This window comes from Streptomyces sp. NBC_00989, assembly GCF_045162655.1.
Taxonomy (GTDB): Bacteria; Actinomycetota; Actinomycetes; order Streptomycetales; family Streptomycetaceae; genus Streptomyces.
Genome location: NZ_CP108728.1, coordinates 6546126 through 6567854, shown reverse-complemented (window position 1 = coordinate 6567854; position 21729 = coordinate 6546126). Strand labels below are relative to the sequence as shown.

Annotated in this window: 19 protein-coding genes and 1 tRNA gene; 10 read left to right on the top strand and 10 right to left on the bottom strand. The window is 69.4% G+C overall.

The features are described 5' to 3' along the window. The first annotated feature begins 33 nt into the window (after positions 1-33). The 3 genes from OG714_RS29235 (at position 34) to OG714_RS29225 (ending at position 1063) form a co-directional block, all read left to right on the top strand. Entirely contained in the window at positions 34-366 is a 333-nt protein-coding gene (locus OG714_RS29235) for a hypothetical protein (RefSeq protein WP_406125404.1), read from the top strand. A gap of 5 nt (positions 367-371) precedes the next feature. Then, complete coding sequence (locus tag OG714_RS29230; protein ID WP_406125403.1) at positions 372-779, top strand: hypothetical protein; 408 nt, start codon at positions 372-374, stop codon at positions 777-779. A gap of 211 nt (positions 780-990) precedes the next feature. Beyond that, positions 991-1063, top strand: a tRNA-Arg gene (locus OG714_RS29225). Between the two features lie 347 nt (positions 1064-1410). On the opposite strand, the gene OG714_RS29220 is transcribed toward OG714_RS29225, so the two are convergent. From OG714_RS29220 to OG714_RS29205, 4 genes are all read right to left on the bottom strand, one after another. Beyond that, positions 1411-1632, bottom strand: coding sequence for a hypothetical protein (locus tag OG714_RS29220; protein ID WP_406125401.1), 222 nt, complete (start codon positions 1630-1632; stop codon positions 1411-1413). A gap of 112 nt (positions 1633-1744) precedes the next feature. Next, entirely contained in the window at positions 1745-2854 is a 1110-nt protein-coding gene (locus OG714_RS29215) for a DUF475 domain-containing protein (RefSeq protein WP_406125400.1), read from the bottom strand. A 196-nt stretch (positions 2855-3050) separates the two neighbouring features. After that, the gene (locus OG714_RS29210; RefSeq protein ID WP_406125398.1) at positions 3051-4172 is read right to left on the bottom strand and encodes a GNAT family N-acetyltransferase; all 1122 of its coding nucleotides are present in this window, start codon (positions 4170-4172) and stop codon (positions 3051-3053) included. Positions 4173-4332: 160 nt separating this feature from the next. After that, entirely contained in the window at positions 4333-5520 is a 1188-nt protein-coding gene (locus tag OG714_RS29205) for an MFS transporter (protein WP_406125396.1), read from the bottom strand. Positions 5521-5590: 70 nt separating this feature from the next. On the opposite strand from OG714_RS29205, the gene OG714_RS29200 reads away from it, so the two are divergent. From OG714_RS29200 to OG714_RS29190, 3 genes are all read left to right on the top strand, one after another. Beyond that, complete coding sequence (locus OG714_RS29200) at positions 5591-6556, top strand: ArsR/SmtB family transcription factor (protein WP_406125394.1); 966 nt, start codon at positions 5591-5593, stop codon at positions 6554-6556. A 124-nt stretch (positions 6557-6680) separates the two neighbouring features. After that, on the top strand, positions 6681-7184 hold the full coding sequence (locus tag OG714_RS29195) for a glutathione peroxidase (RefSeq protein WP_406125393.1): 504 nt from the start codon (positions 6681-6683) through the stop codon (positions 7182-7184). An 88-nt stretch (positions 7185-7272) separates the two neighbouring features. Next, the gene (locus tag OG714_RS29190) at positions 7273-8133 is read left to right on the top strand and encodes a MerR family transcriptional regulator (protein WP_406125392.1); all 861 of its coding nucleotides are present in this window, start codon (positions 7273-7275) and stop codon (positions 8131-8133) included. Between the two features lie 216 nt (positions 8134-8349). Here OG714_RS29190 and OG714_RS29185 read toward each other — a convergent pair whose 3' ends face one another. The 3 genes from OG714_RS29185 to OG714_RS29175 form a co-directional block, all read right to left on the bottom strand. Continuing rightward, on the bottom strand, positions 8350-8559 hold the full coding sequence (locus tag OG714_RS29185; protein WP_406125390.1) for a DUF397 domain-containing protein: 210 nt from the start codon (positions 8557-8559) through the stop codon (positions 8350-8352). Positions 8560-8823: 264 nt separating this feature from the next. Then, positions 8824-9681, bottom strand: coding sequence for a helix-turn-helix domain-containing protein (locus OG714_RS29180; protein ID WP_406125388.1), 858 nt, complete (start codon positions 9679-9681; stop codon positions 8824-8826). A 353-nt stretch (positions 9682-10034) separates the two neighbouring features. Beyond that, positions 10035-10787: a GPP34 family phosphoprotein gene (locus OG714_RS29175; protein ID WP_026150485.1), complete on the bottom strand. Its 753-nt coding sequence runs from the start codon at positions 10785-10787 to the stop codon at positions 10035-10037. Positions 10788-11075: 288 nt separating this feature from the next. Here OG714_RS29175 and OG714_RS29170 point away from each other — a divergent pair, with 288 nt between their 5' ends. Continuing rightward, positions 11076-13769 (top strand): D-alanyl-D-alanine carboxypeptidase, encoded by a 2694-nt coding sequence (locus OG714_RS29170; RefSeq protein ID WP_406125387.1) that lies wholly within the window; start codon positions 11076-11078, stop codon positions 13767-13769. A 187-nt stretch (positions 13770-13956) separates the two neighbouring features. Next, positions 13957-15849, top strand: a complete 1893-nt coding sequence (locus OG714_RS29165; protein WP_406125385.1) for an MFS transporter — start codon at positions 13957-13959, stop codon at positions 15847-15849. Here the strand turns inward: OG714_RS29165 and OG714_RS29160 are convergent, their stop codons facing one another. Next, complete coding sequence (locus OG714_RS29160) at positions 15850-16689, bottom strand: hypothetical protein (protein WP_406125383.1); 840 nt, start codon at positions 16687-16689, stop codon at positions 15850-15852. Between the two features lie 81 nt (positions 16690-16770). On the opposite strand from OG714_RS29160, the gene OG714_RS29155 reads away from it, so the two are divergent. Both OG714_RS29155 and OG714_RS29150 read left to right on the top strand, forming a co-directional pair. Further along, positions 16771-17559, top strand: a complete 789-nt coding sequence (locus OG714_RS29155) for an SDR family oxidoreductase (RefSeq protein ID WP_406125381.1) — start codon at positions 16771-16773, stop codon at positions 17557-17559. A 135-nt stretch (positions 17560-17694) separates the two neighbouring features. After that, entirely contained in the window at positions 17695-19272 is a 1578-nt protein-coding gene (locus OG714_RS29150; protein WP_406125379.1) for a sodium:solute symporter family protein, read from the top strand. Between the two features lie 3 nt (positions 19273-19275). On the opposite strand, the gene OG714_RS29145 is transcribed toward OG714_RS29150, so the two are convergent. Both OG714_RS29145 and OG714_RS29140 read right to left on the bottom strand, forming a co-directional pair. Beyond that, complete coding sequence (locus OG714_RS29145) at positions 19276-20394, bottom strand: ADP-ribosylglycohydrolase family protein (protein ID WP_406125378.1); 1119 nt, start codon at positions 20392-20394, stop codon at positions 19276-19278. Between the two features lie 681 nt (positions 20395-21075). Further along, positions 21076-21627 carry a hypothetical protein gene (locus OG714_RS29140; protein WP_406125376.1) on the bottom strand — a complete coding sequence of 184 codons (552 nt, stop codon included), beginning with the start codon at positions 21625-21627 and terminating at the stop codon, positions 21076-21078. Positions 21628-21729: the final 102 nt, after the last annotated feature.

Below are 21729 nucleotides of genomic sequence, written 5' to 3'. Positions count from 1 at the left end.
CGCTGCCCTGCGCCTGGGAACCGGGCTGTTTCGGTGGCACTGGCCCTGACCCGCACCCCGCGCAAACGGGCCTTCAGTGACAGGGACCGCCGCACCCTTCACGAACGCCTCGTGGACTGCGCGCACAACCCCGACCTCGCTTTCCTCTTCTTCCTGGCGGCCCGCAGCGTGCCGGCCTCCGCGCGCCGCACTGCCGCCCATCTCCAACACCCGGAGGTGTGGACCATCCTGAAGGCCGGGGTACGCGCGGAACTCGGTGCCGCGGAAGCGGCCCGGCGCGCCGCGGTCGCTGCACCCACGAACTGTGGGCCGCCGCCGGCCGTATCGCGGAAAAGGTCCACTTCGCGGACGGAACAGCGGAACTGATCCCGGTGCCGATCAAAAGAGTGGAGCGACGCGGGGTCCTGATGTTCCGCTGGTACCACGTGCTGGCCATCCCGTGCCGCCACGGCGTCCACGGATACCGGGTCAACGTCGGCGCCACCAGCCGCAAAGGCGAACGGCCGGCCGGTGACAGCGACGAGGAACGCGGCTTCCACCGCGCCGAGCACCTTCAGCAGATCCCCGAATTCACCCGCACCCACCAACTCGTCCACCCCTACCGCAGCGACGCGGAATCGGGCCACGCACAACTCGACGCCTCCCTGTGGAACGGGCGCCTCATCTCCTACGGAGTCGAAGCACAGCAACTACTGACTTTCGGCTTCGTCTTCGCACTGAACTCGACCAGCCGCGCGCTGCATGAGGAAGGAGCCTCCCTGCTCACCCCCGCAGCCTGACGACCCCGCCCAGCCTCCAGACACCAGCGCCCGCCTGAGCCCCGATCCGGTACCCTGTGGATCGAGCGTTCCTGGCGGGCGCTGCGGTGTGTCACGCGGTCTACCGCGCGCCTCATCACCGTAGCGACATGATCCAGATCGCTCAGGGCTTGACCGGGAGACCAGGGCACGTTCTGTCCACGAGTTCCGTGCAAGGTTTCGCACAAGCCCCGCCTTCGTAGCTCAGGGGATAGAGCACGGCTCTCCTAAAGCCGGTGTCGCAGGTTCGAATCCTGCCGAGGGCACAGCGCGGTGTTTGTGCGCGCAGGCTTGTTTCGGAGGCCCTTCTGTCCGGTGGACGGGAGGGCCTTCGCCGTCTCGGCGGAGTCGCAGCGGAGTCGTCCGGCTCAGGACCCTGCCGAAGCTCTCCGGCGTGCCCTGACCCGTAAACCCACAGGACACCCCCCACCCCCGCCCGCCACAATCCGCGCATGTCCACCGACGTGAGCGGAATGATCGAGCGCAGGACGGGCGCCCGGATCCGGGGTGTGGATGACGAGGACTCCGTCTGGGTGGGCGCGATCGATCTGATCGTCCTCGACACCGGCAACGCGTACGACGCGCTCGCCTGCCTCTTCGGGGTGCGCAATTCCTACGGGTTCCGGCCGCTGGCCGAGGGGCGGGGGCTGCCGGTGGACGCGTCCGACGAGGTGCGCGTCACCTTCGCCGGGTACGACGGGCCCGACGACGCCCACGGCACCACCTGGATCGCCGGGGACGAACTGGCCCGCGCCGACTGGGACGAGACCGACCGTTCCGGCACGCGCAGCCGTCGTGCGGTCGCGGGAGACAGCAGCTGCTGTCGCGCCCGCATGGGAGGTCATGCGGACGCTGGGCGGACTCCACGGCGCGGAGAACGTGCGGCTCGTCGTCTGGTTCGTCTGACCGTGGAACACCGGGCGAGCGGCAGCCTGCTGATCAACCGGCTACGGAACCTTCGCCGTGTCCACAGGCTCCGCCGCCCCCTCCGCCTCCGCCGCCGCCCGGTTCCGCCGTACCGAGGACCAGAACGACCACCCGATCAGTACGACCCCCACCAGCCCCGTGATGACCTCGTTGATCTGGTACTGGATGGTGACCATGAGGATCACGGCCAGGGCGCCGATCGCGTAGTGCGCGCCGTGCTCCAGGTAGACGTAGTCGTCGAGCGTGCCCTGGCGGACCAGGTACACCGTCAGGGAGCGGACGTACATCGCGCCGATGCCCAGGCCCAGGGCCATCAGCACGATGTCGTTGGTGATGGCGAACGCGCCGATCACGCCGTCGAAGGAGAAGGACGCGTCCAGGACTTCCAGGTAGAGGAACATGAAGAACGCCGCCTGGCCCGCCAGGACCACCGCCGAGCGGTCGCTCTCCCGTTCCCGCTCCTCCTCCGCCTCCAGGCGGTTCTCGAAGAAGCCGGAGAGGCCGCCGACGATCATGTAGGTGATCAGGCCGGCGATGCCGGAGACGAGGACCGTCTGTGCCTTGTCCGCGTGGGCGCCGCCGTGCTGGTGGGCGTGGGCCGCGAAGGTGAACGAGGTGACCAGCAGGACGATCAGGGCGATGCAGACCGACAGCATGTCGACCTTGCCGAGCTTGGCGAGGGGGCGTTCCAGCCAGCCCAGCCACTTGATGTCGCGGTCCTCGAAGATGAAGTCCAGGAAGATCATCAGCAGGAACATGCCGCCGAAGGCCGCGATCGACGGGTGGGCGTCGGTGACCAGTTGCTGGTAGCGGTCCTTGTCCGTCAGCGCGAGGTCCACCGCGTCGATCGGGTTCTTCTTCGCCGTCACCGCGACGATCACGACCGGGAAGGCGAGGCGCATGCCGAAGACCGCGATCAGGACACCGACCGTGAGGAAGATCTTCTGCCAGAAGGCCGACATCCTCTTCAGGATCCCGGCGTTGACCACCGCGTTGTCGAAGGACAGCGAGATCTCCAGGACGGCCAGGATCGCGATGACGCCGAACGCCGTCCAGCCGCCGTACCAGACTCCCAGGGCCAGGCCGAGCGCGGTGACCGCGAACGACCAGCGGAAGGTCTTCAGAAGCACGGTTTCCCCTTCCTGTTGTCGCGCGGTCGCCCGCGGGCCGGGCCCAACAGCCCCGACCATCATCGGCGTTGTCTACCACGACCGCCTGTCGTACGGGTGTCGGGGGCCGATCTTCTACGACCCGACGACCGGCCCGGAGCGCGCGAAAGGGGCCCTCGGCCTTTCGGTCCAGGGCCCCAGCCGACCTACCTCACCGTCACTTCTTCGGCGGCACCTTGCCCGTCGTACGCAGCGTGCCCACCGTCTTGAGGAGGCGGTCCGCCGGGTCGCGCAGGGACTGGTGGGCCAGGACCGTGTTGCGCAGGCCGCGGACCGGGCGGCGCCACAGGCGGTGGGCCGCCGCCACCGGGTGGGGGCGGGTGGCGAAGCCCTCGCCGACGCGCAGTTCGCGGGTCTTGAGCCAGTCCTTCCACTCCTTGTCGCCGCGCCCCAGGTCCATGAGGCGCACGCCGTGCCGGCCCGCCTCCTCGGCCATCCTGAGGTGCATGATCAACCCCGGTGAGTAGTACCGGAGTTCGGGGTCGTACGCCGTGAACCAGGCCGCGAACAGGGTGCGGGACGTCGGGCCGAAGTGGGCCGCCACGGGGCGGTCACCGGCGTAGAGGACCGACAGGACGCCGGTGAAGTGTTCCTCGCGGACGCGGAAGAGATGGTCCACCAGGTCGACGATCCACGGGCGGGCGAAACGGTCCATGCGGCCGGTCCTGCGGTACTGCGCCGACTTCCAACGCATCAGCGTGCGCAGCACCTTGGGGTCGCGTTCGTCGTAGACGAAGCGCATCTCGCCGAGGTCGCGGCCTAGGCGGCGCTCCTTCTTCAGGGTCGTCTTGGCGATGCCCGGGTACGCGCCGCGCAGCCACTCCGGGTAGGGGACCTCGCCGTCGCCGTCCTTCAGGTCGATCACCGGGGACGCGAAGGTGCCGGTGACGTAGCGGCCGAACGGCTGTTGTTCCTCGACGAGATGGTCGAACTCGAAGACCGACAGGCCGCAGGCCCGCAGGAGTTGCCGGGTGTCCCAGGTGACACCGGGCCGGTGCACCAGGGCCTGGCAGTCGGAGAGACCGAGGCCGATGGCTCTGCCGACGCCGACGGGGTTGCGCTCGTACGGGAAGAAGCCGACCGGCTCCCCGCCCTCGTGCAGAACCGCCACCTGCGCCCCGCCGCGGTGCCGGCCGACGCCGTCCGCGAACTCCGGTGCCAGGAAAGGGTTCGCGTAGTCCGGCGACTCGTCCATCGCCTTGTGCCAGGCCTGGCGGAGCGTGGTGGTGAGCTCCTCCGGTCTGTGGATCGTGATGTCCGCCTTGCTGTTGGATCGCATGGGCGACCGTCCCCCCACTTTCCCCCACGACGCGTCGTCCGCGTCCTGCCTACGTATCCCAAGGTACGACGAGACACGAACAGTTCGGCAGGGCTCAAACGTCGCGAAACAGTACGGACGCTGTCAAGGATGCCTGTGGGCATGGAAAAGCCCCTCCCCCTCAAGCCGCTTGCACCTCGGGGACCTCCCCCCGCACCTGCCTGCCGAGCACCGACAGTGTCAGGGTCACCGCCACCGACGCCACGGCCACCAGGGTCATCGCCGTTGCCGGGGTGGTGAGTTGGGCGATCGTGCCCGCGATGGCCGCGCCCACGCCCTGCATGGTGAGCATGCCCGCGGAGCGCAGACCGAGGGCGTGGCCCGCGAGTTCGTCGGGGGTGAGTTCCATCAGGCGTTCCTGGAGGACGAGGCTCGCGCCGTAGCCGATGGAGGCGACGCAGACCGCCATGGCCGCCCAGGGCATGCCCGGGCGGAGGGCGAAGAACAGGTACGGGGTGGCCAGCAGGAGGCGGAGAGGGATGTCCAGGCGGGTGCGCAGGGTGCGCGGGACGAAGCGGCCGAGGGTCAGGTCGCCGGCGAACATGCCCAGTGCCGCGCTCGCGAACAGCACGCCGGCGGACCGGGAGTCGTAGGAGACGTAGAGGGATTCGCAGCCGACCACCAGGCCGTTGGGGACCCACATGCCGAGGTAGGTGAGGCGGCGGGGGCGGGAGGACCACAGGAGGGCGTTCGTGCGCCAGGTCGCGGCGACGGACGGGCGGCCCGCCGCGCGGGGTGGGCGGGCCGTCAGGCCCAGGCGGAGGACGAGGGCTGTGGTGGCGTACAGCGCCGCCGCGAGGAGGAGACAGGCCCTCGGGGAGAGCAGGGCCAGGAGGGCTCCGCCCGTCGCGAAGCCGGTGACCTGCATCAGGCCCGAGGCCATGTTGAAGACCGAACGGCCCAGCAGATAGCCGTTCTTGGGCAGGATCTCGTTCAGCAGGCCGCCGCTCACACCGCCGCCCAGCGAGGCGATCAGGCCCTGGAGGAACACGATGCCGAAGACCGCGCCGATCGGCAGACCGGGGAGTGCCAGCAGGGCCGTACAGACGGCGAAGGCGGTGTTGATACCGGTGAGGGTGGCCCGTGGGGGCAGGCGGTCGGCGCCCGAGAGGAAGAAGGTCGCGCCCAGCATCTGGGCGAGCTGCGGGCCGAACATGCTGACGGCCGACAGTAAGGGGGACTCCGTCGCCTTGTAGACGAGGGTGGCGAGCGCCAGGCCGCTGATCGTGAGGGCCGCGTTCTGGGCGGCGAAGGAGAAGAAGAACGGGGTGTACTCGGGGGTGCGGAAGAGCTCGCGGTAGCTGCGCATGCGGGGAGTCTGCGGGGGTGCGGGTGGGGGTTCTATTCTTTCGCGCGGACGCGAAACACGGGGGGTGTTCATGGGGTTGTGGCAGCTCAACGCGGACACCCTCGCGCGGAGCCGGTTCGTGCTGTCGCCGTTCGCGGAGACCTTCGCCGCGCTGAAACTGCTGCACGCGGGGGTGGGCGCGCACCCCGGTGAGCAGGTGTGGCTGCGGGATCATCTGCCGGGCTACCGGGGGCTGTTGGCGGCCGAGCCGGTCACCGGAGCGCTGGTGCGGGCCGCGCTCGGTCGGTCCTGGATCGCCGACTTCATCTGTCCGACGCAGACGGACCGGGAGTCGTTCGCCGAGACCGTCGCCCGGGTGCGGGAGACCCGGCCCGAGGACGCGCGGGACAACCTCCGCGTCTCGCTCGCCGGTCCGCTCCCCGCCGCCCTGGAACGCGGCGATCTGCCCGAGCGGGCGGCCCGCCTCCTGGAGTACGTGTGGGAGGAGACCGTACGGCCGTACTGGGCGCGGCGACGGCGGGTCCTGGAGGCCGATGTGGTCGCCCGGACCGCGCAGGTGAGCCAGGGCGGCTGGGCGGCCGTGCTGGACGCTCTGCAGCCGGGGCGGACGCGGTGGCTCGGGGAGAGCCGGCTGCAGATCAATCTGCACGCGAATCCGCCGCGGGAGATCTCCGGCGCGGAGTTGCTCCTCATGCCCGTCACGCCGAAGAGCGGGTGGGTGTCGTGGGAGGCGCCGGACCGGTACGCCATCGTCTACCCGTGCGCGGGCGTCCTCGCCGACCATGGCGGGCGGCCCGTGCCCGAGAGCCTGGGCGCGCTGCTGGGCTCGTCCCGGGCGGGTGTGCTGACGCTGCTCGGCTCGCCGATGAGCACCAGCCAGCTGACCGCCGTGACCGGACAGGCGCTGGGCTCGGTGGGGCGGCATCTGCGGGTGCTGCTGGACGCGGGGCTGGTGGAGCGGCGGCGGGCGGGGCGGTCGGTGCTGTATTCGCGTACGGCGGCCGGGGAGGTCGTGGTGAAGGCGGCGGGGCTCTAGACGCGTGGGCCGCCGGTGGGGCTCTGGACGTGTGGGCCGCCGGTGGGGCTCTGGACGTGTGGGCCGCCGGTGGGCCTGTGGGCCCCGTGGGGAGAACGACATTTACCGGAGTTAGCATCCGGTTATGACGACTACAGAGAACACGGGTCCCCTCGGTGTCGAGATCGGGTCGCTCAAGGGCGGCTCGGCGGACCTCTCGCAGTACGCGGGCAAGGCCGTCCTCGTGGTGAACGTGGCCTCCAAGTGCGGGCTGACCCCCCAGTACACGGGCCTTGAGCGGCTCCAGGAGCGGTACGCGGCGCAGGGCTTCACCGTGCTCGGCGTGCCCTGCAACCAGTTCCTCGGGCAGGAGCCCGGCAGCGCCGAGGAGATCGCCGAGTTCTGCTCGGCGACGTACGGCGTGACCTTCCCGCTGACCGAGAAGGTCGAGGTCAACGGGGACGCCCGGCACGAGCTGTACGAGCGGCTCGTCGGCTTCGCGGACGGCGAGGGCCACACCGGTGACATCCGCTGGAACTTCGAGAAGTTCCTGATCGGTCGCGACGGCACGGTCATCGCCCGCTTCTCGCCGCAGACCGAGCCGGAGTCGGCGGAGGTCGTGGCGGCCGTGGAGACCGCCGTCGCCTGACCACCGCTGTTGACCTTGCCCTTGGGGCAGGGCTGAGCGTCCTGGTCACCGGGCGGACAGAAACCGCCCGGTGACGGAGGATGCAGGCGTGGACGACGAACTGCTGACCATCGGCGCGTTCGCGGCGCGGGCGCGGCTTTCGGCCAAGGCGCTGCGGCTGTACGACCGGCTCGGGCTGCTGGCTCCGGACCGGGTCGACGAGGTCAGCGGTTACCGCTACTACCGCGCCGACCAGGTCGAGCGGGCCCGACTCGTGGCGCTGCTACGGCAGTTGGACATGCCGCTGGCCCGGATCGCCTCGGTGGTCGAGACCGACGGCACGGACGCCGCCGATCTCCTCGCCGCGTACTGGACGGACGTCGAGACCCGGATCGCCGGGCAGCGCACGCTCGCCGAGTACCTCCGTGCACGCCTTTCGGGGAGGAGCTCCGAGATGTACGGAAAGTTCGTGGTCGAGACGGTCGAGGTTCCGGAACAGGTGCTGATCACCGAGACCCGGCACACCCTCGCGGACGAGTTGCCGGCCTGGATCGGCGCCTCGCTGGGGCGACTTGAGGCGGCGGCGAGGGAGTGCGGCGGTGTGAGCGCGGCGCCGTTCGTCGTCTACCACGCCGAGGTGTCGATGGAGAGCGACGGCCCGGCCGAGTCCTGCGTACCGGTCGCGGACGAGGCGGCGGCGCGGGCGTGGGCCGCGGGGCAGGGGCGGGCCCGGCAGACGGCGGTGCGGGTGGAACCTGCCCGGCGGCTGGCGTACGCCCGGATCACCAAGGCGCAGGTGGCGCATCCGCAGATCCTGGCCGCGTTCGAGGCGGTGGAGCAGTGGGTCGCCGCGCAGGGGCTGCGGTACGCCGGGCCGTGCCGCGAGGTGTACTTCGCGGACTGGGAGGCGGCGGGCCCTGAGGACCCGGTGTGCGACGTGGCGTTCCCGGTGGCGTTCCCCGTGAAGTGAGGCGCCACAGGCGGTGGTCGCGGGCACAAGCCGAGCCCCCTCGGCCAGGACGGCGGGCCAGTCGAGAGGGCTCTTCTTGAAATGCTTGTGCTGCTCGTACTGCGTGTACCGCTTGTACTGCGTGTGTTGCTCGTACTGCCTGTACTGCCTGTACTGCCTGTCGTGCATGAACTGCACTGTGCTGCTTATGGAGTTGTGAAAGGTGATCCAGCCGCATCAGTGAAGGTCGTGCGCCCCCCGCGCGACATCGGCCACGAAGGCGTTCCACGAGGCCGCGGGGAAGGCCAGCGCCGGACCCCCGTCGACCTTGGAGTCCCGTACGGCCATGGCCGCGAGAACCGGTGACTTGATCTCGACGCATGCGCCGTTCCCGGTGGAGTACGAGGACTTGGTCCACGTGTCCGTGGCGCCCTGACGAATTGCCATTTTTGCTCCGGTTATGCCAGTTGTTGAGTTGCTGTCACCGCGCGTCACGTCCGACCACGAACGCATCGGACGTACAACACGGTTTGCGCCAACGTGCGTTGCTCGATGGCGTGATCGACGCTACTCGCCAACATCGGCGGGCGGAGTGGCCATTCACTCGACCGGGTGGCATATACCCCTGGTGTCTTCCATCCCACCCGGCGGAAGGTGTACGGTGCGGCACCTTCCGCCGGAGGGACCCCTCGACGCGCGCGTGGTCCGTACCTAGCGCGCGTAGTCCTTCGCGATGTCCGCGATGAACTGACGGGACTGGTCCACGTTCAGGGCCTGCGCCCTCAAGTGCTCGTACATCACGCTGTACTTCTGGACGTCGTTCGCCTTCTCCAGGTACAGGTCGCTGGTGACGCCCTCGATGTAGACGACGCTGGAGTCCGCCGCGTCGGGGAACTCCAGGATCGCGTACTGCCCGTTGAGACCGGGATGGGCGCCCATGTCGAACGGGATCACCTGCACGGTCACGTGCGGCAGTTGGGACTGCTCGACGAGATGCTCCAACTGGTCCCGCATCAGGGAGCGGTTGCCGACCACCCGGCGCACCGCGGACTCGTCCATCACGGTCCACAGCCGCAGCGGGTTCTCCGGCGCGGAGATCCGTTCCTGCCGGCGCAGCCGCACCTGGACCCGCTTCTCGACATCGGCCGAGGCGGTCTCGGGCAACGCCCCGGTGATGAGCGCCTCGGCGTACTGCCGGGTCTGCAACAGACCGGGGACGACCTGGGGATCGTAGACGCGCAGACTCGCCGCGTCCGTCTCCAGACCGATGTAGACGCTGTACGGGATGTCGCCGAAGGAGTGCCACCAGCCTTGCTGGCGTGAGTCCTTGGCCATCTGCATGAGGGAGTCGACGATGCGGACGTCCTCGACCTCGTAGACCCCGCACAGGTCGCGGACGTCGCGCTGGCTGATGCTGCGCCGCCCGTTCTCCAGCCGGCTGATCTTCGACTGCGACACCAGCAACCGCTCGGCGACTTCTTCGGCCGTCATGCCCTTGAGCTCTCGGAGTCGACGCAACTCCTGGCCCAACCGGCGTCTCCTGACGGTGGGATTGACACTTGACGCCACGGGAACGTGCACCTCCGGCTGCATACCTGTACTTGCTGCTACTTGCTGCTCACTGCTTGCCACTTTGCGTATCTGCTGTTGAGCAGACTGCCACCAAGGTGGTTTCTACCGCTGGGAAACGGTGGATATGCGGCAGGTACGAGCCAGGTTCAGGTTGCCCGAGGCGTCCGTAGATGCGGCCGAGCGGGGTGGAGAGACGTTACGTCTACTCCACCCCGCTCGGACCAGCGGCTCCCGAACCGGGTCTTGGGGACTGCGGTGCGGCGTGTACTGCGGTCATGCGGTGGTGCCGGTCGTGCGGTGCTGCCGGTCGGGCTGCTCCGCGGCGTCGGCGTGTGCCGTGGGACTGCGGCTCAGTGAGCCACGGCGCGCGCCATGGTGCCGCGGTGCGGCTGCATCGGAACACCACGAGCCGGTTCCGGTGGCCTTGATCCGGGCGCGGCCTGACGGCCGGCCGGGGCCGGGCTACGGCGTGGCTGTGCCGCCACCCCGTTCTGGACGTCCATCACGGCGTGCGCCACGAGTCCGCCCATGGGGTCGTGCCTGATCAGGTCCCGCAGCCGGGAGCGGGACGAGCGTCCCTCATTACCCGGATACAGGTGTTTGCCCAGACCGACCGCGTGCGCCAGTGCGGCGAGCGCGGCTGTCCGCGGGTCCGGTGGCACACCGGTGCGGATCGCGGAATCGAGTCGGCCCCTGATCTCGCGGCTGATCTCGTTGTCCGTCGCTTGGTAGCGAGTCGTCGGCAGCACCCCGCACATCTGTCCCGCCACGGCATGCACCATGCCGCACCGCTCGAGATGCGAGAGGTAGGTCTGGCGAAGTCCCAGTCGGGGCCCGCCAATCCAGTTCACTGCACGCACGGGAGCGCCACGCCTTCGCAGCAACTCCAACGCGCAGTCCAAAGTCGGATCTCCGGTCGGCCGTGGTACGACCACGGCGATACGATCCCCGTCCGGGGCTATCCGTCCGGCCAGCGCCAGCTCCACTAGCTGTGCTCCGGCCAGACCGAGGTCGAGCGACTGCGGCTGTGCAGTGGTACCCGTGGCCGGGTCCAATGCCAGCAACAGAAGCTCTTCCGGAAGTGTTCTGCGGCTCCTGCCCATCCATGCCTCCCCGCGTGGATGAATGACAGGGTGACCCCTCTCACATTGGTCTGTCGAGAGCGCGTGACCGCTTCGTGATGGAACCGGCAGGTATGTCGTTCTCGTCTACCACTAGGGGTAAGCCCGCACACAGGACACTGGTACATGGTTCGGACAGCGGTGTTGATGCGTTGTCCGGGCGGCGGGTAAGAGATTTTCCAGCTGGATTCCAGCTGATTTTCCAGCTGTTTTTGTCACTAACTCGGCTATCTCGGTCGGTTCGGTTGACGCACGCGGAGCGTGCGGCGCATGGAGGAGGCATCGGTGGCGGGCGAGTCCCCCGACAGGTCGAAGCAGCGCGAGTCGTCGGCAGAACCGACGCCGGGGAGCGCGAGTCCGGTTCCTGAGGCCAGGGGCGAGCGCGATCCCAGGTTGGCGGTGGCCCGCGAGGACGGGACGTCATCCACGGCTCAGCGCGGAGGCGTGGACACGGCGACGAAGATCTTCTCGATCCGGGAACTGCGGACGGAGGAGACCGAGGGGCGCGAGGCGGAGGCCGGCGGGTCCGTTGACGCCGACGGCTCCGACGGCGCTGAGGCCTCCGCGCCCTCCGAGGATGCCGATACGCAGAACCCTTCCGCCAAGGGCAGCCCGGAAGGCGACGCCCGGTTGCGTGCGGCCGTGGCGGCCTGGGTGTCATCGGGGTCGAACGGCGAGAAGCCGACCGGCACCGAAGACCCTGAGGGCGCCGAGGGCTCGGATGGCGCTGAGGGCTCGGAGGACGCTGAGGACGTCGCCACAGCCGAGGGTCCCGAGGACGCGGAGACGCCCGCTGGAGGCCCGGAGGCCGAGGGCGACGGGGACGGCGCGGAATCCTCCGCGCCGGGCGCACTCAAGGGCGCTGAGACGGCCCAGGAGACCGACGCGGGCGAGCGGGCCGAGGATGCCGGGGCGGGCGGTGATCCCGCGGTCACCGAGGACGCGGAGGCGCCTGCCGGGGTCGCGGATGCGGAGCCGCCCGCCGGGGCCACGGATGCCGAGGGCTCGGCGACTTCTCCCTCGACGGACGGTCCCGAGGACACCGGGGCCGGCGCGGAGGCGAGTGATTCGGCTGCCGCCGGGACCGACTCCGAGTCCGAGTCCGAGGGTGACGACGACGTGACCGAGGGTGAGCAGGTCGCTGACGCGCGCCCGGAAGCCGCTGACACGGTCTCGGACGAGACCCCTGGCTCCGGGCCTGCGGAAGCCGAGGCGGACGCGGCCGAGGCCGGCGCCGCACCGGAGGACGCCGAAGACGCCACGGACGCGGACCCCCGGACCACGGGCACCGACACCGAAGACGCCGCCCCCGCCGACGCACGACCGAAAGCCGCCGACGACGAGTCCGCCCCGGAGGGGCCACCCGCAGCCGACGACGAGACCCGCACGGGCGGTGCGGATGGGAACACCAAGGCGGCCGAGGGCGAAGCCGAGGCCGTCGATCACCCCACCGCCGTCTTCAAGGCACCCCGCCCGCCCAAGCCCGCGGTCGACCAGCCAACCACCATGCTCAAGGCCCCCGCGGCTCCGAAGACCCCCGAGGCCCCCGCCGAACGCACCAGCAAGTTCGTCGCCCTCAAGCCCCTCGACGAGCCCCGCACGCCCCGCAGGGACACCCCCCGCCCAGACGCGACCCGCCCCGTCCCCCAGGTCGGCCCCGAACGCACCACCCAGGTCCCGCTCCCCCCGAAGCCCCCGCTGGACCTCCTCGCCGAACTGACCAACACCCCGCCGCCCCCGGAAACCCCGGTCCGCACGGCGATCCGCAGAGTCAAGATCTGGACCCCGCTGGTCATCCTCCTGGCGATCGTGTTTGCAGTAGTACAGGCCCTGCGCCCGCTGCCGACCCCGTCCCTCACCCTCACCGCCGACGACTCGTACACCTTCGACGGCAGCAAGGCGAACCTCCCGTGGCCCAGCGAGGGCCAGGGCTGGATGGACGTCAACGGCATCGGCACGATGGGCAGCTTCGGCAAGCAGACCCCGGTCGCGATCGGGTCCGTGGCGAAGGCGATGACCGCGTACATCGTCCTCAAGGACCACCCGCTGAAGGCGGGCGCGGAGGGCGAGAAGATCACCGTCGACGCGACCGCCGAGAAGGAGGGCGGCTACGACAAGGACGGCGAGTCCACGCTCAACACCGTGAAGGCCGGCGACGTCCTCACGGAGAAGCAGGCGCTCTCGGCGATCATGATCCCGTCGGCGAACAACATCGCCCGCCTGCTTGCCCGTTGGGACGCGGGCTCCGAGGCGGCGTTCATCAAGAAGATGAACGACACCGCGAAGTCACTGGGGATGACGAACACGACGTACACCGACGCCTCCGGTCTCAAGGAGACGACCGTCTCCTCCGCCGAGGACCAGGTGAAGCTCGGCAACCAACTGGTCAAGATCCAGGCGCTGATGGACATCACCAAGCTGCCCAGCTGGGTCGACCCGTCCGGTCACAAGTGGACCAACTACAACCGCCTGGTGCCGTACAACAACTCGCTCGGCATCAAGACCGGCACCACCACCGCGGCCGGCGGCAACCTGCTCTTCGCCGCCACCAAGGAGGTCGGCGGTGAGACGGCCGTCGTCGTCGGGGCGATCCTCGGCCAGCACACCGCGCCGATCATCGACACGGTCAACGCGGTCAGCAAGACGGCGATGCTCGCGGCGCAGGACGCGATGACCTCGGCGAAGATCCTGAAGAAGGGGACCGTGGTCGGGTACGTCGACGACCAGCTCGGCGGTCACACGCCGGTCGTCGTCACCAAGGACGTCGCGGCGGTCGGCTGGGCCGGCCTGAAGGTGAAGCTGTCCTTCGCCCCCGACGCCGTACCGCACACCGCGAAGGCGGGCACCAAGGTGGGCACGCTCACCGTGGGCGACGGTTCGAGCGGTGCCGTCAAGGTGCCGGTCGCTCTCCAGAAGGATCTCGCCGAACCGGCCCTGACCGCCAAGCTGACCCGCCTCGGCTGACCCACGAGGCGATGCACGTCACCGCGTCCCGCCGGCGGGCCCCCACCCGGGAGCCCGTCGGCGGGGTGCGTGCTAGCGTCGCGAATCGGGGCACGTCGCCGGTCATGCGGGACGCGGCGTCGAACAGGCCGGGAACGGGACGGAACGCGGCCGAGAAGAGAAGACGGGACACGGGGAGTGCCTTCAGGTGGCCACAGCGGAGCCGACACGTGCCGACGATGCCGATCCGGGCCCGGTGACCGGCCCGCGAATACGCGTGCCCGCGCACACCACGGCAGATAGCGCGGCCGCCGACACCCGACCCACGGACGACGACGCGACGCACACGGGCGGCAGCGACAGCGACACCCGCCCGGCGAACCTGATCGACCGCCTCCGCGCCCCCTTCCTCCGCCACCCGGTGATCGGCTTCACGCTCCTCTCCGGTGTCCTCCACGTCGTCTGGTTCTTCACGTTCGCGAACAGCGGCGGCGACCTCGCCGCGCAGGACGCCTGGGCGGAGTTCGTCGGCCGTCACCCGGACTCGGCGTACAACCTCGCCTGGTACGGCGGCATGCACCCGGTGTCGTACAGCGTGGTCTCGCCGTATCTGATGTCGGTCCTCGGTGTCCGTACGACGATGATGATCGCCGGGACGATCTCGGCGGGCCTGCTCACCATGATCCTGATCCGCAGCCGGTCGGTGAAGAACCCGCTGTGGGCCTCGCTCGCGGGTGTCTTCGCGCTGCTGTGCAACGCGGCGTCGGGCCGGGTGACGTACGGCCTGGGCATGGTCTTCGGGCTCGGCGCGGTGGCCGTGGTCTTCTGCTGGCCCTACCGCTGGCGCTACAAACGCTGGGCGAAGGCCCTGTGCGCGGCCCCGCTGGCGGCGCTCGCGACCATGTCGTCGCCGGTGGCCGGGCTGTTCGTGGGCCTGGTCGCCGTGGCCCTGTTCCTGCAGAAGCGGCGCCCCGGCGCGTGGGCTCTCGGCCTCGCGCCCGCGGCCGTGGTGGCCGTGTCCGCCTGGCTGTTCCCGTTCTCCGGCACGCAGCCGATGCTGTTCGGCTCGATGGTCCTGCCGCTTGCGTCCGGGGTCATCGTCTACTTCGTGGTGCCGCGCGAGTGGACGACCGTGCGGATCACGGCGGCCGTGTACAGCATCGGCGTCATCCTCGTCTGGCTGGTCAGTTCGCAGATCGGCTCGAACATCAGCCGGCTGGCGATGCTGTTCGCCGGGGTCGCGCTGATCTCCGCACTGCCCTTCGCGGTGCCGCGCTCGCGCAAGTGGTACGTGATCGTGCTGGCCTTCGTCGGCTTCACCGGGTGGATCGGCTTCAAGTCGGTCGACGACGTCATCAACACCGCCCCGGCCGCGTCCTGGTCGCACGAACTCGCCCCGCTGGTCAACGAACTCCAGACCGTCGGCGCCGAGCGCGGCCGCGTCGAGGTCGTCCCGGCCCGCTCCCACATCGAGGCCTCCGCCCTCGCGCCGTACGTCAATCTCGCGCGCGGCTGGAACCGCCAGGCCGACATGGAGCGCAACCCGCTCTTCTACGACGACACACTCAACTCCGCCAACTACCACGAGTGGCTTCAGCGTTGGGCCGTGCACTACGTGGTGCTGCCCAAGGACAAGCCGGACGGTGACGGCGGCGAGCGCGAACGCGCCCTGGTGCAGCGCGGGATGCCGTATCTGAAGCAGGTCTGGGGCGACGCGAACTGGCAGCTGTTCCAGGTCACCGACCCGGCGCCGCTCGCCGAGCCGAACTCGGTCGTCGACCGGGCCGAGCAGGGCGAGTTGACCATCGAGGTGAAGAAGAAGGGGCGGATCCTCATCCGTATCCCGTACTCGCCGTGGCTGAGCATCGTCGACGCGAAGGGCAAGAGCCTCAAGGCCCCGCAGGAGACCGACGCGTCCAAGCACCGTGCCGAGGGCGCCCCGAAGACGTTCGACAACCTCAACGGCTGTCTGATGGAGACGGAGGAGGACTCCAAGGGCGACAAGTGGACGATGTTGCTGGCACCGAAGGCCGGGACGTACCGGCTGGCGGCGCCGTACCAGTTGCCTCGGGGCACTCCCTGTCCCGATGAACTGAAGTAGTCAGCGGAGCCGGTCCACGTACTTGTCCGTGCCCGGCACCGTGGGGATGAACGGTGCCACCAACTCCACCCGCCCCAGGCCGGATTCGGCCACCGGCGTCTCCAGGTCCGCGAAGTACTCCTCCCAGCAGTCGCGCGGATCCGTCTCCAGGAACCACAGCAGCGTGAGCCGGGTGTCGACCCCTTCGACCTGCTTGACGTAGGTCATGCGGTCGCCCGGCAGCGGGGTGGGCCGGAAGATCGTCACCATCGCGGCCGGTGACCCGGCGAGCCGCTTCGGCAGCTGCCGGGAGCGCAGCCACTCCAGCAACTCGGCGCGCTGCTCGGCCGATTCACTGTCGACGACCTCCAACACCAGCCCGGCGTAAGGGTGGTCGAGGGCGTGGAAGTCCCTCGGTCCCGCCGCGCCGTCCCGGTACACGGTCGCCTCGTGGTCCTGGAACGCGGTGAAGACGTGCGTACGGTCCTGGTACACCCGCCCATCCCGATTGAGCCGTTTGTTGATGCCGACGGTCCACTTCATGTGGTCGTCGTAGCGGCCCTCGGTGACCCAGTACGTGGAGAGGTAGCAGCCGGCGGTGACGGGCTCGGCGATGGCCGACTTCTCGGGCCGGCGCAGGAGTTGGAGGTCGCGGGTGGCGACCCAGCGGCGGCCCGAGTACATCCAGGGCATGGCCATCGCGCCGGCGTAGTAGTGGTCGTCCTCGTACCAGCGGTTGTAGGCGTACTCGTGGCCGGGATGCGGTTCGACCATGGTGATCAGCGCATGCCCCGGCCGGACTCCGTACGGTCCTACGGCGGCCAGTTCGGCGTACACGTCGCTCCGGGTGTCCTCGCTCACGTCGCTCCCCTTCCGTCCTCCGCCGGTCGCCCATACTCTGACGCCCCGTCAGATAAACCGCCAGACCCCGGGAGGGATCGGATGTCGCTGCTCGCGGGCAAGACCGTCGTCGTCTCGGGGGTGGGGGCCGGACTCGGCCATCAGGTCGCCGCGGCCGTCGTACGGGACGGAGGGAACGCCGTGCTCGGCGCGCGCACGGAGGCGAATCTGGCCAAGTCGGCCGCCGAGATCGACCCGGACGGTGCGCACACGGCGTACCGGGCGACGGACATCACGGACGAGGGGCAGTGCGAAGCGCTCGTGGCGGTGGCGCTGGAGCGGTTCGGGCGGGTCGACGCGGTGGTCCAAGTGGCCGCGTGGGACAGCTACTTCGGCGGGGTCGAGGACGCGGACTTCGCCACCTGGCAGTCGGTGATCGACGTGAACCTGTTGGGGACGCTGAAGATGACGCGGGCCTGCCTGCCGGCGCTGAAGGAGGTCGGCGGCGGCTCGGTGGTGTTCATCGGGACGCAGTCGGCCGTAGCCGCGCCCTCGCAGGTGCGGCAGGCTGCGTACGCGGCGTCGAAGGGGGCACTGACGAGCGCGATGTACTCGCTGGCAAGGGAGTTGGGGCCGTACCGGATCCGGGTGAACACCGTGCTGCCGGGGTGGATGTGGGGGCCGCCGGTGGAGGCGTACGTGCAGTTCACCGCGCACACGGAGAAGGTGCCGGAGGCGGAGGTGCTGAAGCGGCTGTCCGACCGGATGGCGCTGCCCGAGCTGGCGACGGACGGGGATGTGGCGGACGCGGCGGTGTTCCTGGCGTCGGAACGGGCGCGGGCAATCACGGGTCAGTCGTTGCTGGTCAACGCCGGGGAGTTGATGCGATGAGTTCATGTAGGTGAACGCGGAACATCAATCCGAACGATTTTACTCCCCCTTGACCTCACGCTTACTTGTCGTGCTCACGCGCGACCGCCCACGATGAGCCCCGGGCTGAACCGGCTCAATCGTGGGAGGGCGCATATGAACGGGCTCGACTGGGCCGTGCTCATCGGCTATTTCGGCGTGATGGTGGCGATCGGTGTGTGGTCGCACAAACGCGTCGACAACGTGAGCGACTTCTTCACGGCCGGCGGGAAGATGCCCTGGTGGCTGTCCGGCATCTCGCACCACATGTCGGGCTACAGCGCGGTGATGTTCACCGGCTACGCGGGCATCGCCTACACCTACGGCGTCACGTCCTTCATCACCTGGTCGTTCCCGATCGCGCTGGGCATCGCCATCGGCTCCAAGCTGTTCGCGCCGCGCATCAACCGGCTGCGCTCACGGCTCCATGTGGCGTCCCCGCTCGAGTACTTGAAGAACCGCTACAACCTGAAGACCCAACAGGCCCTCGCCTGGTCCGGGATGCTGCTGAAGATCGTGGACGTGGCGGCCAAGTGGGCGGCGATCGCGACCCTGTTGTCGGTGTTCACAGGTGTGTCCCTGAACCAGGGCATCCTCATCACCGGCGGGATCACGGCGATCTACTGCACGATCGGCGGCCTGTGGGCGGACGCGCTGACCGAACTCGGCCAGTTCATCATCCAGTTGCTCGCCGGCGTCTCCATGTTCGTGGCCGTCGTACTGAAGTTGAACGACAAGGGCATCGGATTCTTCGGCGCCTGGGACGAACCGGCGCTCCAGGGCCACGGCAAGCCACTCGTCGGCCCCTACGGCACGGTGTTCCTCCTCGCGTTCCTCTTCATCAAGCTCTTCGAGTACAACGGCGGCATGCTCAACCAGGCCCAGCGCTACATGGCCACCAAGAGCCCCCACGAAGCCGAGCGTTCGGCCCGGCTGTCGGCGGCACTGTGGCTGATCTGGCCGACGGTCCTCTTCTTCCCCATGTGGATGTCACCGCTCCTGGTCCACGCGCAGAAGCCGGACGGCTCCGACTCGTACGGCCTGATGACCGAACAGCTGCTGCCGCACGGCCTGTTGGGCCTGGTGGTCGTCGGCTTCTTCTCCCACACGATGGCGATGTGCTCGTCCGACGCCAACGCGATCGCGGCGGTCTTCACGAGGGACGTGGCACCGGTCGTATCGGCCAAGGCCCGTGCCTGGAACGACCGTTCGGGCCTCATCGCGGCCCGCGTGACGACAGTCGTCTTCCTCGGTCTGTCGATGTCGGTGGCGACGCAGATCAACTCGCCCACGTTCAAGGACATCATCACGGTCGTCATCAAGTGGGTCGCCGGTCTGATGGGCCCGATCGCGATCCCGATGATGCTGGGTCTGCTCCGCCCGTTCCGCAAGTCCGGCCCCACGGCGGCACTGACGAGCTGGGCGGCGGGCCTGCTCGCCTTCTGGCTGGTCAACTACCCGATCAACTGGGAGGTCGACGGCGGGGTCCCGCTCCAGTACCAGGTGTCGATCCCCCTCGCGGTCTCCTTGATCCTCTACATCCTCATCGGCTACGTGAAGCCCGAGGACACCCCGGAACGGGACGCGCTGATCGAGAGGATCAACGGCGGCGGGGACGACGACGGAGAGGCGGCGGCGGTCGCCGTACCGGCGCAGGCGGGTGCGGGCGACGACGTCGTAGGCAGCCAGTCGTAGTACTCAGGCACCCCGCGGATACCGGGCGATCCACCCCGGGGCGGATCCGGCGGGCCCGTGCAACGCGGGCCCCTGGGTCATCTCCACCGCGAAGTCGTCGGCGAGCACAAGCAACGTGGGACGGCCCTCCAGTTCGGCCAGCCAGGCCGGCGGGAGGGCCGTCTCGCCGTGCAGCGCCCCGAGCAGCCCACCGGTGAGCGCCCCGGAGGCCCCGGAGGGCCCACCGTGATTCACGGCCAGACACAGCCCATGCCGTACGTCCTCACCGACGAGCGCGCAGTAGACGGCCCCCGCGAGCACCCCGTCCGCGTTCCCCTCCCCCACGAGCTCCTCGACCCGCGCGGAGGTGGGCATCCCCTGCCGTACGGCACCGAGGGCACGCTGAAGCGCGACGGAGACGGGCTGATGCCCGGGTCTGACGGCAAGCAGGCCGAGCGCCCGCTGCACGGCGGCGTCGAGACTCTCTCCCCTCGCAAGCCCATGCACGATGACGGCGTAAGCCCCAGCCGAGAGATACCCGACGGGATGCCCATGGGTCTGAGCGGCACACTCCACGGCGAGCTGCATCACCAGCTGAGGCTCCCACCCCACGAGCAACCCAAAAGGCGCGGAACGAGCGGCGGCTTCCCCTCCCACCTCGCCAGGATTCTTGGGAACGTCGAGCGTCCCCATCCGCTCATCGCCAAACCCCAACAAACAGGCCCGAGTTGGGTCGCGCCGAGCGTAGAGCCACTCCTCGCGCGCGAGCCACCCGTCATCCTTACGACGCTCATCGGGCCCCCAGTCGTGCTGAGTAGCGGCCCACCGCAGATAGGCCCGATGCAGATCGGTGGGCGGATGCCAGGCCCCGGTATCGCGCCGCACTTGCGCCCGAATCAGCCCATCGACAGTAAAGAGACTGAGCTGCGTGAGATGAGTGACGGCCCCTCGCCGTCCATACCCGAAGACGAGATCCACGACGCCCTCCGCACCGTAGGCCTCCCGGATCTCATCCCCCGCCAACAGATCCACAGGCGCACCGAGCGCGTCCCCCACGGCGGCCCCGAGCAGCGTCCCCCGCACCCGACTCCGAAAATCCTGCTGCTCGACCCGGCCCCAGACGGCCCCGGTTGCCGTACTCACCAAGACCTCCTCTGGGCTCCGTCCGTACGTACGAGTCAGTTCAGCACTGTAATCGAACGGGGACGGTGGGTTGAGGGGGTGGATCGGTATACGGGAACTTGGACTTACCCGCGTCGGAGAAGTGCCCGTTGGGCCACTCGCTTCTCAGCCAGTGTCGGGCTTCCAGGCATGAACTCCCTTACCTGTACTGCGTTCCGGGCCGGAGCGAGGGGACGCGCTGCCATCTCGCCAGCACGCCGCCTCGGCTCAGCGGCCAACCCCGAGTGGGGGGGCGCTAGAAGCTGGGAAAAATTTAACCACCGTGACAGCCTTTGACCGGTTAGAAGAACACCCAGCTTCCAGCGACCCCCACCCACCGGGCGTTGGCCGCCAAGCCCGCCCGGCGTGCAGGCGAGACGCGAACGCGCAACCCTCCACACCGGCCAACAACGCAGCACAGGCAAGGACATTCGCAGCTGGGCCACCCACCCCTCGGGGCCGCCCGCTCGCTTCTGGAACGGGCTGGAGTGCACCGAGTCAAGGGTGGAGCGCAGCGGAATCGCCGCAGGCGACGCGTAGCGCAGCGGAGCGCCCTTTACTCGGGGCGCGGAAGCCCGACACTCACAAAGAAGCGGGCGGCCCGACGTTCACTTCGCAACGTGCGGCCACAGCAACACCCTCACCCAGCCCCGCCGCGCCCCGCTACTTGACCACGATCACCTTCGTGCTCGTCGTCCCGAACGTCCACAGCGCCGCCCCGTCCGCCTTGCCCATGCGGACGCCGCCGGTCTGTTTGCCCGCGGCCGGTGGGGGTGAGGAGCCGTCCACCGCGTTGGAGAAGGCGATGTTGAGGCCGGACTTGGTGGCGAAGTAGACGATGTTCTCGATCTGGACGCCGTCGGAGCCCGTGGTGGCGTCCTTGCGGACCGAGACCGTGTACGTACCCGGGTCGGGGCTCACCGTGCCCGGCCAGACGGCGAACGTACGGCCCGCCTTGTCGCTCGCGTCGACCAGCCAGACCCGTTTCTGGCCGACGGCGTAGACGATGCGCCGGCCGGTACCGGAGGAGGCCGGTACCGCGGCGGCCGTCGCGTGCGGCTTCGGGGACGTGGACGCGTGCGCGGACGCCGAGGCGCTCGGGCGGGCGGCGGACGCCTTCGGGTGCGGCCCCTTGTTGGCCTGGACGGCCAGGACCGTGACCGCGGCGATCGCTCCCACCGTCAGACCGGTAACCCAGACCTTGGAGGCAGGCACGGGCACGCATCTCCTCAGCTACTCACAGCCCCCACATCCCGATCGAACAGGGGTCGGATCATCGTACCGGCCCCCCATCCCGACGCCTGACCTCTCCGCCCG